This is a genomic window from Mesorhizobium sp. CO1-1-11, assembly GCF_020164995.1.
GTDB lineage: Bacteria > Pseudomonadota > Alphaproteobacteria > Rhizobiales > Rhizobiaceae > Mesorhizobium > Mesorhizobium australicum.
Genome location: NZ_JAIUHE010000012.1, coordinates 156,537 through 171,172, shown reverse-complemented (window position 1 = coordinate 171,172; position 14,636 = coordinate 156,537). Strand labels below are relative to the sequence as shown.

Annotated in this window: 11 protein-coding genes; 8 read left to right on the top strand and 3 right to left on the bottom strand. The window is 61.3% G+C overall.

Going from position 1 to position 14,636, the window contains the following annotated elements; all coding sequences use genetic code 11:
* The 5 genes from LB554_RS16245 (at position 1) to LB554_RS16225 (ending at position 3,940) form a co-directional block, all read left to right on the top strand.
* A complete protein-coding gene (locus LB554_RS16245; protein ID WP_141907356.1) occupies positions 1–867 on the top strand; it encodes a DUF4150 domain-containing protein in 867 nt (288 codons plus the stop codon).
* A 13-nt stretch (positions 868–880) separates the two neighbouring features.
* Positions 881–1,315, top strand: a complete 435-nt coding sequence (locus LB554_RS16240) for a hypothetical protein (protein WP_141907355.1) — start codon at positions 881–883, stop codon at positions 1,313–1,315.
* 1 nt (position 1,316) lies between these two features.
* On the top strand, positions 1,317–1,808 hold the full coding sequence (locus LB554_RS16235; protein WP_224585566.1) for a hypothetical protein: 492 nt from the start codon (positions 1,317–1,319) through the stop codon (positions 1,806–1,808).
* 3 nt (positions 1,809–1,811) lie between these two features.
* Positions 1,812–2,900, top strand: a complete 1,089-nt coding sequence (locus LB554_RS16230; RefSeq protein ID WP_141907353.1) for a DUF2169 domain-containing protein — start codon at positions 1,812–1,814, stop codon at positions 2,898–2,900.
* A gap of 227 nt (positions 2,901–3,127) precedes the next feature.
* On the top strand, positions 3,128–3,940 hold the full coding sequence (locus LB554_RS16225) for a beta-ketoacyl synthase N-terminal-like domain-containing protein (RefSeq protein WP_224585564.1): 813 nt from the start codon (positions 3,128–3,130) through the stop codon (positions 3,938–3,940).
* Positions 3,941–3,978: 38 nt separating this feature from the next.
* Here the strand turns inward: LB554_RS16225 and LB554_RS16220 are convergent, their stop codons facing one another.
* The 3 genes from LB554_RS16220 to tssI are packed head-to-tail and all read right to left on the bottom strand — an operon-like array spanning position 3,979 to position 7,913.
* Positions 3,979–5,142 carry a hypothetical protein gene (locus LB554_RS16220; RefSeq protein WP_224585562.1) on the bottom strand — a complete coding sequence of 388 codons (1,164 nt, stop codon included), beginning with the start codon at positions 5,140–5,142 and terminating at the stop codon, positions 3,979–3,981.
* A gap of 10 nt (positions 5,143–5,152) precedes the next feature.
* The gene (locus LB554_RS16215) at positions 5,153–5,575 is read right to left on the bottom strand and encodes a DUF6484 domain-containing protein (RefSeq protein WP_141907350.1); all 423 of its coding nucleotides are present in this window, start codon (positions 5,573–5,575) and stop codon (positions 5,153–5,155) included.
* Between the two features lie 10 nt (positions 5,576–5,585).
* Positions 5,586–7,913, bottom strand: a complete 2,328-nt coding sequence (gene tssI, locus LB554_RS16210; protein ID WP_224585560.1) for a type VI secretion system tip protein VgrG — start codon at positions 7,911–7,913, stop codon at positions 5,586–5,588.
* Positions 7,914–8,140: 227 nt separating this feature from the next.
* Here tssI and tagH point away from each other — a divergent pair, with 227 nt between their 5' ends.
* The 3 genes from tagH to tssM all read left to right on the top strand — a co-directional run bounded on the left by tagH (position 8,141) and on the right by tssM (position 14,536).
* The gene (gene tagH, locus LB554_RS16205) at positions 8,141–9,217 is read left to right on the top strand and encodes a type VI secretion system-associated FHA domain protein TagH (RefSeq protein WP_224585557.1); all 1,077 of its coding nucleotides are present in this window, start codon (positions 8,141–8,143) and stop codon (positions 9,215–9,217) included.
* A 280-nt stretch (positions 9,218–9,497) separates the two neighbouring features.
* On the top strand, positions 9,498–10,997 hold the full coding sequence (gene tssL / locus LB554_RS16200; protein WP_224585629.1) for a type VI secretion system protein TssL, long form: 1,500 nt from the start codon (positions 9,498–9,500) through the stop codon (positions 10,995–10,997).
* The gene (tssM, locus tag LB554_RS16195) at positions 10,994–14,536 is read left to right on the top strand and encodes a type VI secretion system membrane subunit TssM (protein WP_224585556.1); all 3,543 of its coding nucleotides are present in this window, start codon (positions 10,994–10,996) and stop codon (positions 14,534–14,536) included. The genes tssL and tssM overlap by 4 nt, the downstream gene beginning before the upstream one ends.
* Positions 14,537–14,636 lie beyond the last annotated feature (100 nt).

Here is a 14,636-nt window from a genome sequence, read left to right as displayed (position 1 = left end):
ATGGGATGCACCGTATTCGCGGAGAAAATGGGGTGGTTTCACAAAGGCAGTGACGGAAAAGGTATTGCGCCCGGAGATGTTTGTCTGACACCGCCGCCACCGCCAGCCGGTCCGATCCCCGTACCCTATGTCAATATGCTGTTCGCCAGCGACCTGACGAAAGGTAGCAAGAGCGTCAAGGCCGACGGCAATCCAACCGCACTTGAGGATGTTTCTGAGATCTCGACAAGTACCGGAAACGAGCCCGGCACGCAGGGCGGCGGCGTCATAACGCATAAGACCAAAGGCAAGGGGAACTTCACGCTTTGGTCCTTTACAGTAAAGGTCGAGGGCAAGGGGGTCTGCCGTCATGGCGACCCATTGCTGCAGAACGAAGCCAGCAAACCACCGAATTGCACTGCCCCCGGCGCGCTGGTGATTCTGAAGGCGGCGCTCGGTAGCAATTATCGAAAAAGCAAATGCAAAACACCCTACAATAGCGACAAACACCGCCCAAGCATTAAGCAACCGCAGAAAGATGAAGTCTACGGAAAGCGGTGCTGGGAATGCGCGAAGCAGATCAGGGCAAGCAAGCGGGCCAAGACGCTAGGCGGCAAATGGCTGAGGGAGGAAGATTACGGCAAGAAGGACTCGGGCGGAAAGAGGCGCTACAAGAACCGCGACCGAAAGAAGATGACGCCCGATCATCAGCCACCTTTGAATCGCGCATGGGAACTTGGCGGCTGTCATCTGAAACCATCGCCCGAGGCATTCAAGAAACTCATGAGCAAGCCGGAGATGGTGCGGCCGCATTGCCGTGCGCACTCGAATACTCAGGGGACCAAGGTGTCCAAGATTGGCGCCAGCATTAGAGCGGGCCGGTCCTAGAGGAGGTAATGCGATGGACAAACGCTACAAAGATATTCAGGCTCACTATCTTGCCGAAATGCGCACAATCCTGCCGGGGGTGATGACCTGGTGGAAGGCTCAAGCTGTTCGCGATGCATCAAAACTCGTCGGCTCGGCCCCCCAAAATGAGTTCGAATCCCGCTGGCCGGCGGGACCAACCGCACACCCGCGCGTTCTCCATGTCTTCCGAAAATACTTCCTAGAAATAGACAATCTTAACCTGCACAATGAAAGTCGCGAGGCTCCCGGTAGCGATGACATCGAGGAAACCGACTGGGGAGCAGATGACGAGCCCGAGGTAGACTTCCAACTCGCGATCGATCTGCTGGTCGACGACCTACCTAGCGTCGCACCGGATGTCTATGAACTCGTGAAAGGCCTTGTTTTCGTGCCTATCGGTCAATCTCCGGACGAGGAGACCTGCTGAGATGGCGTTCAAGATCGTCCACAACGTCGACAAAGCTGTGCGCCAATTGCTTGGGGCACCGAAGGATCTCTATGGAGAAATTCGTGACCAGGGGCAAGAAAAACCCCTTGCCGATGCAACCGAAGCCCATCGGAGACTATATGCCCAATATGTTGCCGACTTCCCAACGGCATATGAGGTCGGCGATGCGTGGTGGCAGGATTGTGTCGAAGCCTTCGTGCTCGATGGCTACAAGAAGGCCGAGGCTGTTGACCTCGCCTACGACAAACGGCTAGCTGGGCCCGCATCCGCCCCGGAGGTTGTCTGGTTTTTTCGCACATATTGGCTGTCCTTTGACGAGCTGAACGGTGATCTTCCTCCGGCCGATCGCGTGCCTCCCCAGACGGCAATGCTCGCCTGGTTGGTCGAAGACGGGCGAAAGGACTACGTGCGACTGCTCACCTGCATGCCCTACTGGCCGATCGGGCTTGACGAGAATGGTAACTGGAGCTGAGCCGTGGCCTTTGATGTTTGGCTCGAAAATCGCACGCCCTTCGCTGCCGCGACTCACCTCCAAATGGATGCTGATGGACAGGAAGTGCTTGTAACGATGTTGTCGGCCAGTTTCGATGTGCCGCAACCGAATGGTTCGCTGCGTCCCGCGGACGAACAGCTGCCAGTGGCATTCGGTGACGTGCCCTTCGGTGACCCAGCCCGCTCGTCGAGCCGGTACGAGGCCGACATTGCCCCCATCAAGCCGAAGGCGGAGGTAATCGTCAATGGCACGGCCCACGCTCCGAACGGAAAACCGGTGCGCGAGATGCAAGTAGGCCTCAGCGTCGCCGGCATTCGCAAGGTCCTCAACGTCGTCGGTGACCGCATTTTCGATTCCGGCAGCTACAGCGCGCCGCACCCTTTCAGGACAATGCCAATCGTATATGAGCGGGCATACGGCGGCACTACGCCCGATGGGACTGTCGAATCTCGCAACCCAGTGGGAGTCGGTTTTCGCCATGCGGCTTCCGCCGATCCGACCGTCAGGACGCAGGCCCCAAATATAACGTATCCGGGTGAGCCGTTTCTAAGCGCATCTGACCGCCCGCAGCCGGCTGGCTTCGGCGTGCTCGCGCGCGGATGGCAGCCGCGCCTCGGCTTAGCAGGTACTTATGATCAAAGCTGGATCGACACACAATGGCCTCTGCCCCCGAAGGATCTCGACCCTCGACACTATCTGTGCGCACCGACCGATCAACAATTGCCGCGGCTTGCCGGCGGCGAGGAGGTAACACTCATTGGCCTAACGCCGGATGGGCGCTGGAGCTTTCGCCTGCCAAGGGTCACCGCGCCCTTGAGATTGATCTATGATGACAAGGTGCAAGAGCAGTCTTTTGTACCAGACACGATCATCATCGAGCCCGAAATTTCGCGCGTTACCCTGAAAGCAAGGCATTCAACCACAACGCGCAGGAATGCCCCGAACATACGCGAGATCGTCTTTGGCCACGTTACGCCAGCTCTTCTTTTGGCTCGACGCAGGGGAAAGGAGTATCGCTCCGCCCTTGGCGGCGATGGAACGATACCGGATCGACCGGTGTGGCGACTATGAAGCGACCGCTTTATGTCTCGGGGGCTGGGGCGGTTACCGCAGCGGGATTGAACGCTCGGCAAACCCTCGCAGCGATTCGGGCAAGTCTGTCTGCTTTCGAAGACGCCGTGCTTGCTACGCCATTTGGCGCTACCCAGGTCGTGGCGCGAATCCCGGCTCGCTCCCGACTGCGAAGGACGGAGGGGCAGTGGCTTGTCAACATTGCGGCGCGGGCAGTCCGCGAGACATTGCTGACCGGCAAAATCAATTCCGAAGCGACCGCCATTCTGCTTACTCCGCCGGAGAGCTTTCGCAATCATCCGGCCTACGCCGACATCGCACCGGCGGATTTTCTGGCCGCGATAATTGCGACGACCGGTCAGAAGTTCCATGCTTCCTCGCGCGCAGCAGACGGCGGCGCTGCCGCAAGTATCGGGTTGCTGGAGCGCGCGGCGGAGTTGATGGAACTGCAGGACGTCGAACAGGTCCTGCTCGGCGGCGTCGACAGCCTCATCAACGCCGTGGATTTGGCTCGTCTTGGGCAGGCTCGTCGCCTCAAGAGTGAAGAGAACGCGCAAGGCCTGATACCCGGCGAAGGCGCAGCCTTCATCCGGTTGACCCGCGCTCCCGACGGAAAAGCGCAGATCCAAGTTGCTATCCATGGCGTGGGCCTAGCCCACGAGACGGACAGTGTTCTTTCCGAGCGTTACAGCCAAGGGCACGCTCTGCTAGAGGCGTTACGCGACGCGGTAAAGGGATCAGGTCCCTCTGAGCCCGACATTGATTTCGTCGTCAGCAACGGCAATGGCGAGCGCTACAGCGGATGGGAGCAGATGCTCACACGACCGCGCTTCTACCGGACGCGACGGGAAATCCTGCCGACCGCCCTCCCGGCGATGACAGTCGGCGACATAGGGGCTGCCAGCGGGGCTCTTGTGCTGATGTTGGCAGCCGACAGTTTCCTGAAGGAGTATGCGCCCGGTGCGACCGCCGCCTGCGAGCTCGCCTCGGAGAATGGCCTGCGCGCCGCAGCGGTGTTGACCCACGTCAGGGGGCGGTAAGTAACCAGTTCATTCAAAAAAGACCCTTATGGATAATGTCATGTCCAGGCTGGGTACCGGCGCGTGGCACGCCAGTCGGCAAGCGGCGCATCGGACGTAGCAAGTGCGGCTCGTAACGCTCCGATCCGCAACCGGCGCATCGATTTGAAAGGGCGGTGAGAGTGCCCGCCCCGGCCCTCGTCCCACCATTCCTCGACCTTGTCGGCCACCGGCAGCGAGGTCTCGTCAAGATGGACGAAATCCTTGCCGAGCGCAGCCGGATCGACCGCAAAGAGGTCGGTATCGCCAAAATCAACTTCGAAGAGGTCGCGAAGCGCTGCCCCGGAAGCAACGACAAGGTCTGGTTCGCGCATTTTCTCTATTAGCCACGGCATCACCATGCGATTGCCGAGCAGACCAATGGAGGCCGTGGCAACGCCACGAAGCGCGGGCTGGTCCAGATGCGTCTGGAGCCAGGCCTTCCCGGCCGCCGTCGTCCTCGTCAACAGGCCTATCTCGATCGCCGGTCCCGACAATCCCGAGTCCGCCGTCACGATCTTGTCAATCACGGGTTGGGCGGTTCGAATTTCGCCCAGCAGGCAAGCGGCTACGGCAGCCGTGAAGCGCTCGGCGGGCGTCTCGCCGTCAAGTCCAGTCAACACCTCTGCAAGGAGATCGCGTCGTTTGACCGCTCCGGCAAGCTTGACTGCGCGTCTGCGCACCCTCAGGTCCGAATCTTTTGTCAAATTGCGAAGCCACGGCCCCGCATCCACCCGATGATGCCACAGCGAAGAGAGGCCGAGGCTGCGACGCAACGCGTCCCTCGTATGAAGCCAATCCGCCACGAATGGTCGCAGGCTCTCACGCGGCGTACGGGCGATGGCCGCGGAGAGGCTCGACGTGCCGACATCACCGAGCGGCCCCGCAGCATCGATCGCGACGGTCACCAGATCGGCGTCTCCCCAGCGCAGAGCTAATGTGCCCAGCACGAACAGTTCGCTTGGTTCAGGATAGTCCGTGAAGCGTGCTAGAGCTGCTTCCCAGCCCGCCGTGCCGGCGGCCAAAAGTCCTTCGAGATTGGCCTCCAGCCGCTGATCTAAGCGACCTATGTCGGCAGCATCCAGTATGGGAGCATCGATCTCTCTGCGACGGCGTTGCCAGAGGAAGGCCGCATCTTCGGCATGCTGGTCCACGATTGCAGCGATGGTCGCGACCCGATGCATCGGCAGCGCCTCAGTTGAGATGTACGGCCCCACCGCGAATACGGTTAGTTCCACTGGCCTGGCTGGTCAACTGGGTGCCTCGAATGGTCACGCGGCCATTCTTCTCCAGAATGATCGAAGCCACCCCGCAACGCAGCTCAATGCGCTCATCCGCGGTGATGACGAGACGATCCCCATCACGAACGACCGGCAGTTTCTTGTCCTTATGAGCCGGATCGACGATGCGTCCAACGACGAGCGGCCGCGCAGGGTCGCCCCCCTCAAACATCAGAGCCAGTTCCGAACCCACCGCTGAGGGCCCCAATTCCGTCAGGCTACGAGCCGCAACCGCCGTTTCGCGCTGATTGCCCGCGAATACAACAAGCGGTACTCCGGCATCGAACCCGATAAGCAGGCCGATTACAACCCCGTCAATGCGATCCAGAACTTTCATCGTGACGCCCTCAGTTATTGTTGATGGAGCTTCCCTTGATAATCACGTCGCCGTCAGCCTTGACATTTATCTTGCCGCTGCCCTTCAGCATGATGTCTTTACCGTCGGCGACGATGGTCCCATCTTTTTTCATGGTGATCGTTGCGTCGCCGCATTTTAGCGTGATCGAGTCACCCGCCTCGATCACCAGATTCTTGCCAACATTGATCGAACTGTCCTCGGCTATCTGGATGGCGCTGCCTTTCCCGACCTTGAGCGCATGCGCGCCACCGACGTCGGTGCCGTCATCCGCGCCAATCTTGGCGCTTCTTGCCTTGGCTATTTCGGACGATTGCGCTCCACCCACAGCGAAGCTCTGGTCCGCTCCGATCTGGATGCTCTGAGTTGCACCCACCGACCAGTTATCGGCAGCGCCTATGCTATGGCTTTGGTCTATCCCGACGCTTACCGATCGCGACGCCCCGATCGCGTTCGTCTGCGAAGCGCCGACTGTTCGGGCTTCAGCGGCTCCCACCGTGTCTACGCGGGCGACACCCACCGTGACCGTCTGGTTGAGACCCACCGTCTGCGAATGGTTGGCGTCGATGTTCTCCGTCGAGTTGGCGACGACATGGATGGTCTCATTCGCCATGACCGTCAACGAACGGTTCGCGCCCACGGTCTCGGTATCGTTGCTGCCGACGTTGGTGGTCTGGTCGACGCCGACCTTGACCGTCTTGTTGTTGCCGACGTCTTCGTCAAGGTTATGGCCGACCGAGTGCTTGGCGTCGTGGTCGATGCGGTCGGACTGGTCGTGCTGAACGGTCTTGTTGCGATCGTGTTTGATCAGCAGATGGTGGTCCTTCTGCGCCTGGAAATTGACCAGCTCTGAGCCGGCCTTGTCCTCGAACATTAGTTCGTTATAGCCGCCGCCGCCCTTTGACGAGTTGGACTTCCAGCCCGATTGCGTCGCATTGGCCGGCAGTCCGTAGGGCGGCATCTCAGCGGCGTTGTAGACCCGACCCGTGATGATCGGCAGGTCGGGATCGCCCTCGATGAAATCGACTATAACTTCCTGGCCGATGCGAGGGATCTGGATGAAGCCCCATCCGCTCCCGGCCCAGGTCTGCGACACGCGCACGAAGCAAGATGAGTTCTGGTCCTTCTTGCCGAGGCGGTCCCAATGAAATTGCACCTTCACCCGAGCATATTTGTCGGTGAAGATCTCCTCGCCCGACGGGCCGACCACGGTCGCGGTCTGCGGTCCGCGCATGATCGGTCGCGCCGTGATGCGCGGAGGCCGGTAGGGCAGTTTGGTGGGCGCGATGCCAAGCACGACCTTGAAATTCTCGCTATGGGCTTCGTTCTGGGTCCGGTAGCCTGGATCGAACAGCCGATATACGGCGCTGATCACCAGATAGTCCTGGTTCTGGTCGTCGCGCGGAAAACTTTCCAGCGTGAACTTGCAGCCTGAAAAAAGCCCCCGTACGGTTCCCACCGCCGTGCTGTGCTGGTGCAGAGCCTGGAGTTCCTCGCGGCGGATACCCGCAATCTTATCGCCACGCCCGACATCGAGATGCGCGCCGGGCTGACGGTAGTTTTCACCCGAAGCCTCCCGATGGGCGAAGGGCTGAGCGGACTTCGCCATCAGGTCAGCGCCGGGCTTCTCGAAATCATAGTCTGTATGAACGTAGGCGCCTGGACGCACGGCGCTGCCCGGAATCCATTCGGTAATGTATTCAACATCACGGCGCGAGCCATGGCCTTCGAAATTGTAAAGCACCTTCTCGTAGCCTGGCGCCGGCTTCAGCTTACTCATGGCATCGCACAGCACCAGCGTGTGCTTGCCCTCATCGTGCTCGAAGAAATAGAAGATCCCTTCGTGCTCGAGCAGCCGCTGCACAAAATCGAGATCGCTCTCATCGTACTGCACGCAATATTCGCGCGAGGGATAAGACCCCTGCAGCCGCTTCTCGAACTTGGCCATGCCGTATTTCGAGAAGATCTTTTCAACGATCTCGACAGCGGTCATGTTCTGGAAAATGCGGCAGTCGGTGGTGTTGCCGAGGAACCAGAGCCATGGCCTGACGCTGGCCTCGTAATAGGTCAACCGATCCTCTATGCGGGTAAGTGTGAAATCCGACACCAGACCGCTGAACCAGCGCTTTGGATCGGATTCGCCTTCGACGGAAACGACGCCGCCTAGCATCTTCAGCGGATCGATCTCACGGCTCTTGCTGACGAACCCCACGGTATACGCGAAACATCGGCTGATCTCATCACGGCCGACGAGATGGGTAAAGGTCAGCACATCGGCCCCAACCGGCGTCTGTAGAACCGTGGCACGTTCATTCGGCATGGGTCGTGCCCCTCCTCAACGCGGCCGCCGGGATGATGGATTGAAGCCCCGCTCCGTGAACGGCATCACGTTCACAGCATCTGACCGCCGCAAGCTAGCATATCTTCGACGGCGGCCAAATAAAAGCAACGCATGAACCTGGCGAGCATTGTTCGTGGAAGGCGCCTCTCCCACTGCGCCGGCAAGCTGCTAGAATGCCTTGGCATTTCAGCGGACAGTGGGTTTCAATGTTCATCTCGCTTCAGATCAGCAATGTCGACCGGCTGCCGCCAGGGGTCGCCACGAGCTATGCCGCCCGCGACCGGGGCTTCGAAATCGGGCGCGAGAACTGCGACTGGACGCTGTCCGACCCTGCCAAACTTATCTCGGGGCGACATTGCGAAATCCGCTATCAGACGGGCTCGTTCTGGCTATACGACCTCTCGCGCAACGGCACTTTCGTCAACGGCTCCAGCCAGCGCCTGAATGCGCCGCATCGATTAACCCGAGGCGACCGGCTGCTCATCGGCCACTATATCATCACCGTTTCGATCGACGAAGAGCGCGTTGCCGCCGGTAATCCGCAGGCCAGGACCGGTTCGACGCAACGCGAGTTGCCGGCCTCGACGGGAGGGTCGCTTGAACCCGGCAGCGCACCATTGCTCACTCCGCCAGATGGCCCAGGCCAGGCAGCGAAAATGTCAACGTCGTCGGCGCCGACGCCCGGCCCTGATGTCCCAGTCAAGCAGCCGGCGGAAGCCGACCGGACACTTGGCGATATCGCCAGGGCGGCCGGCTTGTCGCCGGAGCTGTTGGCGTCGCGCGACCCGCATGACGTCGCTGCCGAGATCGGCGCGGTCTTGCGAACCACAGTCGAGCAATTGTCCTTGCTGCTCAAGGCGCGCGCGGCGGCCAAGGTGCTCGCTAAGAGCGCGCATCGCACGATGATCGGCGCCGCGGACAACAACCCGCTGAAATTCGTGCCGGGCACTGACGACATGCTGGAGATCATGTTTGCCAAGCGGCGGGCGGGTTATCTGGATGCCAAGCGGAGCATCGAGGATGCGTTCGACGATCTGAAGACCCACGAAATCGCAACCTACGCAGCCATGCAGGCCGCGCTCTCGAGGCTGCTCGACGACCTGTCGCCGGAGGCAATCGCCAGAAGAATCCCGCCCGCCTCCTTTTCATCGAGGAAGAGCCAAGCCTGGGATGCGCTCGTCGCGACGTGGCGGACGATGGAAGACAAGCACGAAAACGGCATGCTGGATGTCTTTCTTGTCTATTTCGCCGAAGCGTACGCCAAGGCTGGCAAGCAGAAATAACCGGGCGCCAGATGGCGTTGCCAGCTCGCCAATTAACCTCAAGGAAAGGAAAGCCGCTTCCTCTACACCCTGCTTTCCGATTTCAATCGGCTTCCTGTGCGACTAGAATGGCATAGGAGCGCTTGCCAGGCTGGCAGAGCGGCGCGGCTTGGGTGTGTGCAGGAATGTCCTGTTTCGGCAAGATCAGAGTTTGCATCCGGCTCGCTGCTGATACTGAGCCTCGTATGCGGCATTCCTTCTGTCTGAAAGACGCCCATTGGACTTCGTCGGTGGTGCATCGATGAGCTCGAAGGACGATTCCTCCGAGCCTCCGGATAAAACCGTCATCCGCGTGCAACGGCCAAGGCAAAGGCCGCTCGTGGCTCCCGCTGGTTCCGGTCTGCAAAGCGTGCCCCCTCTCCCCTCACCCGCCAGGGAATCGACCGTGTTCGACCCCGGCGCCGGCCGGCAGTTGCCCCCCGGCTGGTCATCGGGAACCGTGGTTGTTCAGGACAACGAAGCGGTTGCTGCAAAAAGACCGGTGTTGCAGCAGGATGCCTTGCTCCACGCCACCGCTGGCGTGAAGTATGCCGCGGCCAATCCCATCCTCGCCGCCGCAGCCCCCTTGCTCATGCTGTGCGGCCAGTTGCGGCTGACGCCGGTCGAATGCCAAGCGGCCGCTTTGGCCGAGCATATCGCGGACACTGTCGATAGCTTCGACCGTGCCACGGCCAAAGCCGGAATTGCCGAACAAGACGCGCGGATCGCCAAGTTTGCGCTTTGCGAAACAGCCGACGACCTCATCGGCAATCTGCCCTGGCCGGACAAGCATACCTGGCTGCGGCACAGTATGGTGATAAAGTTCTTCCACACGCAGCCGACAGGGACGGGCTTTTACGAGGCGCTGAACAATATCCTCGCCAAGCCTGAAGGGCATTGCGACCTGCTCGAATTGATGCATGCCTGCCTTTCGCTGGGCTTTCAAGGCCAGTATCGAACATTGTCCGGTGAGCGCAACACGCTCGAGCGCGTCCGGCGCGACGTCTACGACACACTGCGCTATTTCAGGCCGCGAGCCGCAGACGAGATTTCCCCCAAGTGGCAAGGCATGGCGGCGGCGATGCCCAGGCCAGCAGGGCGGCTGCCGCTGTGGGCGATCGCAGCCGCCGCCGCGACCCTGGTGACGGTAGCCTTTTTCTTGCTTAGGATATTGATCACCGACGAAGGCGATGTCACTGCCAGCGAGTTGCTGGCGCTCAATCCATCCAGCCCGGTTATGATTGAACGGGCCAGCGTGGAGGCACCCGCCGAACCGGCGCGAGCCGACCCGCCACCACCTATGCCTGCAAACACCACGCAGATCGACCGCATCCGCACTGCACTCGCCAGGGAGGTCGCGAGCGGAGGAGTGAGCGTCGGCACCAAGGGCGACTTCATCGTCGTCGAGATCAGCAACCAGCTGTTGTTCGTGTCCGGCCAGGCCGGAATAACGGCACAGTTCCAGCCGATCGCGACAGACATCGCCTCGGCGCTCGATGCCGAACCCGGACCGATCAAGATCGTCGGCCATACCGACAACGTGAAGCCGAAGAAGTCGAGCACATTCAAGTCGAATTTCGATCTTTCTGTGGCACGTGCAAAAGCGGTGCAGGCGATGATGGCCAAGCAATTGAAGGACCCGTCGCGCCTGAGCGTCGAGGGCAAGGGCGAAGACGAACCCATTGCCGACAATGCGACCGCCGACGGCCGCGCCAAGAACCGCCGCGTCGACGTGATACTCCCAAAGCAGGACGCGTTATGAGCGGGCGCGGCGAGGAGCTGATCGGCTGGGTGCTGCGGATCTTCAGCGCGCTTGCCCTCGTCGGCTTCTCGGCCGCCGTCTGGTATGCAGGACCCCTGATCCGCTTCGCCGACACCCGCCCGCTTGGGTCGGTGTGGCTCAGGGCACTCATCATCGGCACGACCGCCATCGTGCTCGCGTCTTTCTACGGCATTCGCTTCTGGCAAAGACGCAAGGCGCAACAGGCGCTCGAAACGGCCATTGTGCGCGGCGACGAGCGCAACGACGATTCACCGGTGCTCGAAGCGCGCATGAGCGAAGCCATCGCGACGCTCAGGCGGACGAGCCGCAAGCGCAACTTCCTTTATGATGTCCCCTGGTACATCGTCATCGGTCCGCCAGGCGCCGGCAAGACGACGGCGCTGGTCAACTCCGGCCTCAACTTTCCGCTTGCGGGCTCCGGCAACGCCCAGCCGGTGACTGGCATCGGCGGCACGCGGTCATGCGACTGGTGGTTTACCGATGAAGCCGTGCTGATCGATACGGCCGGCCGCTACACGACGCACGAATCGGACCGCGAACGCGACCAGGCGAGCTGGCTTGCATTCCTGGGATTGCTCAAGAAAACCCGCCCCAGACAACCAATCAACGGGGTGATCCTCGCCATCAGCCTCGCCGATCTCATCAGCCTCGACGACCAGCATATCGATGCGCATGTCACCGAGATAAGGAGCCGTCTGCGCGAATTGCACGAGACGCTCAAGATCCAGTTCCCCGCCTATCTCCTTTTCACCAAGGCCGACCTCTTGTCGGGCTTCATGGATTATTTCGGTGGCTTTGATGACGCGCGCAGGCGTCAGGTATGGGGCGCGACGTTCCAGACCGCCGATCGCACAAGGAACATGGCCGGCGAGGCAGTGGCCGAATTCGACGCTCTGGCGCAGCGCTTGGCAGATGAACTCGTCGAACGCTTGCAGGAAGAGGCCGACCCGGTGGCGCGCATCGCCATCTTCGACTTCCCGGCGCAGTTCGGCGCCCTCAGGAACCGGACCGCGCATTTCATCGGCAGTTTGTTCGATGCCTCCCGATCGCGGGTGAATGTCAGCTTGCGGGGCCTCTATTTCTCCTCGGGTACTCAGGAAGGAACACCGTTCGACCAGGTACTGGGCACAATCGGGCGCAGCTTCGGCACCGCCTCGCAGGCGCATCTTTCGGGCACCGGCAAGAGCTTCTTCCTGCACGATCTCCTGACCAAGGTGATCTTCCCGGAGTCAGGTTGGGTATCTTTCGACCGGGCGGCCGAACGGCGCGCCAGACTTGCGAGATTTGGTGGCCTCGCCGCGATTGCGCTGGCGACGTCGACGGCGCTCGGCGTGCTTGGGCTGAGCTTCTTCGCCAACGAGTCCCTGATCACGTCCACCAGGCAGTCCATGGCCCATTATCGCGACAGCGCCGATGCGCTGCTCAAGAGCCCTATGGTGAGCGACGTCGACCTCGAAAATGTGATCGGCCCGCTCGACCAGTTGCGCAACCTGCCAGCGGGATTCGAGACCGGCGACCAGGGAAAGCCGATCGAGGAGACGTTCGGGCTTGGGCAGCGCGACAGGCTGCTGTCGGCCGCGAAGGATGCCTATCGGCAAGCGCTCGAGCGGACATTCCGCTCGCGGCTCCTGGTGCAGGCGGAGCGGACCATCCAGGCCAAGATTGCCGATCCAATCGCACTCTACGAGCCGCTGAAGATCTACCTGATGCTCGGCGGAAAGGCTCCGAAGGTCGATAACGAGTTGATTGTTTCCTGGATGAAGCAGGATTGGGAAGTGAACCGCTATCCGGGCGAGAACAACCGCGAGGGCCGCGCGCAGCTCGAAAAGCATCTGCGCGCGATGCTTGCCCTGGACGACGCCTACGATCCCGTCTTCGAACTCAACCAGCCATTGATCGAAGCCGCGCAGCGCTCGCTTGGCCGCATGAGCCTTGCCGACCGCGCTTCGGCGCTGATCAAGTCGGCGGTCTACGCGGCGAGGCTGGAGAGCTTCCCAGTCGCAGCAAAAGCCGGACCTGAGGCACAGCTCGTGTTCGAACGCGCGGATGGCGGCGATCTCGCCGATCTCGACATTCCCGGGCTTTACACGCGCGACGGCTTCAACCGTTTCTTCCTGCCGCAGCTCTCGCGCATCGCGCAGATCCTCGTCAACGACCAATGGGTGCTTGGCGGCGGCGGGGAACAGGGCGGCATCGACCAGGACCTGCCCAAGCTCGGTCTAGAACTGATCGACCGCTACGGCAAGGAATTCTCCGCCGCGTGGAACGGCGTCCTTGACCAGCTGATGTTCAAGGCATTGCTCGAAGACAAGCCGCGATATCTGGCTCTTTCTGCTCTCGCCGCGCCGGACTCGCCTCTTGCTCAGCTCTCCACGGCGATCGCCGACGAGACCGCGTTGACAAAGGATGAGATGGTCGAGGGCCAAGGCGGCGCGGCGCAAGAGAATCTCGCCAGCATGGCCAAAGGCCTGGCTCGCATCGGCCTGCAGATCGCCGGCGGCAAGTCGCAGAGCCGTGCCGGCTCTGGCTCGGCTGTCGCACACACTGCCGGTGCGAGCGTCGAGGCGCAGTTTCGATCGTTCCAGTCCCTGGTTAGCGGCGCAAACGGAGGGCGGCCGATCGATGCGTTAACGCGGAATTTCCGCGATATCTTTCAAAGCCTGAGGCTTTCGGCCGATGACCCCTCACAGACCGAACGCGTCAACGCCAACCTGCAGCTGCAGATCTCCACGCTGCGCGCCAATGTCTCGCGTCTTCCGAAGCCGCTTGCGCGCATGGTCAACGCGGCAGCGGACGAGTTTGCTGGCAGTGTCGCCGAAGCCTCGCTGGCCAACCTCAACCAGAACCTCGACCAGACGGTCACACGAGCCTGCGAGGAGGCGGTCGGCGGGCGCTATCCCTTCGCAAGGGACGCCACGCAAGAGATCTCGATAGCGGATTTCGCCAGGCTCTTCGCGCCGGGCGGGCTGATCGACCGTTTCTTTGCGCAGAACCTTGCGTCGCTGATCGACATGAGCGGCCAGGAATGGACCTGGAGACAGGATGCCCGCGCCGGCCACGACTTGGCGAAGTCGACCTTGAAATCCTTTCAGTCGGCCGCAGAGATCCGCAGCGCCTTCTTTCCGTCCGGCGGCTCTGTGCCCTCGGTTTCGATGACCATCACGCCGTCTACGCTCAATGGAGACGCAGACAACGCCGTTCTCAACATTGACGGCCAGACCATCCAGAGCAGCCAGACGGGCAACGCGCCGAGCACGGTGACGTGGCCAAACAGCACAGCCTCGGCTTCCGCCAGCCTCACCTTGATGCCGCAAATGCCCGGCCGCGACTCGGCTATCAAATTCGAGGGATCGTGGGCGTTCAAGCGTCTGCTGGACAAGGCGACCATTACCGCCAGCGGCGAAGCCCGCTTCGTGATCGGCGGACGCGACGTCGCTTACATGATCCAGACCGGACCGGCGGCAAATCCCTTCCTGTTGCCAGCCCTGGCCGACTTCAGCTGTCCGAAGGCGTTCTGACACGGCCCTGTTCAAGCGCAGCGCCGGCTGCGGGCACTCATTTTGGTACTCTAATGGATCCGCTTATGGCAAAGTGGCCTGGGCACGCTGCCCGGGGTTG

What these genes read in the sequence shown, in the direction of transcription:
- LB554_RS16245 (WP_141907356.1), top strand. Translation starts at nt 1, where the DNA reads ATGGGATGCACCGTATTCGCGGAGAAAATGGGGTGGTTTCACAAAGGC.
- LB554_RS16240 (WP_141907355.1), top strand. Translation starts at nt 881, where the DNA reads ATGGACAAACGCTACAAAGATATTCAGGCTCACTATCTTGCCGAAATG.
- LB554_RS16235 (WP_224585566.1), top strand. Translation starts at nt 1,317, where the DNA reads ATGGCGTTCAAGATCGTCCACAACGTCGACAAAGCTGTGCGCCAATTG.
- LB554_RS16220 (WP_224585562.1), bottom strand. Translation starts at nt 5,142, where the DNA reads ATGCATCGGGTCGCGACCATCGCTGCAATCGTGGACCAGCATGCCGAA.
- LB554_RS16215 (WP_141907350.1), bottom strand. Translation starts at nt 5,575, where the DNA reads ATGAAAGTTCTGGATCGCATTGACGGGGTTGTAATCGGCCTGCTTATC.
- tssI (WP_224585560.1), bottom strand. Translation starts at nt 7,913, where the DNA reads ATGCCGAATGAACGTGCCACGGTTCTACAGACGCCGGTTGGGGCCGAT.
- tagH (WP_224585557.1), top strand. Translation starts at nt 8,141, where the DNA reads ATGTTCATCTCGCTTCAGATCAGCAATGTCGACCGGCTGCCGCCAGGG.
- tssL (WP_224585629.1), top strand. Translation starts at nt 9,498, where the DNA reads ATGAGCTCGAAGGACGATTCCTCCGAGCCTCCGGATAAAACCGTCATC.
- tssM (WP_224585556.1), top strand. Translation starts at nt 10,994, where the DNA reads ATGAGCGGGCGCGGCGAGGAGCTGATCGGCTGGGTGCTGCGGATCTTC.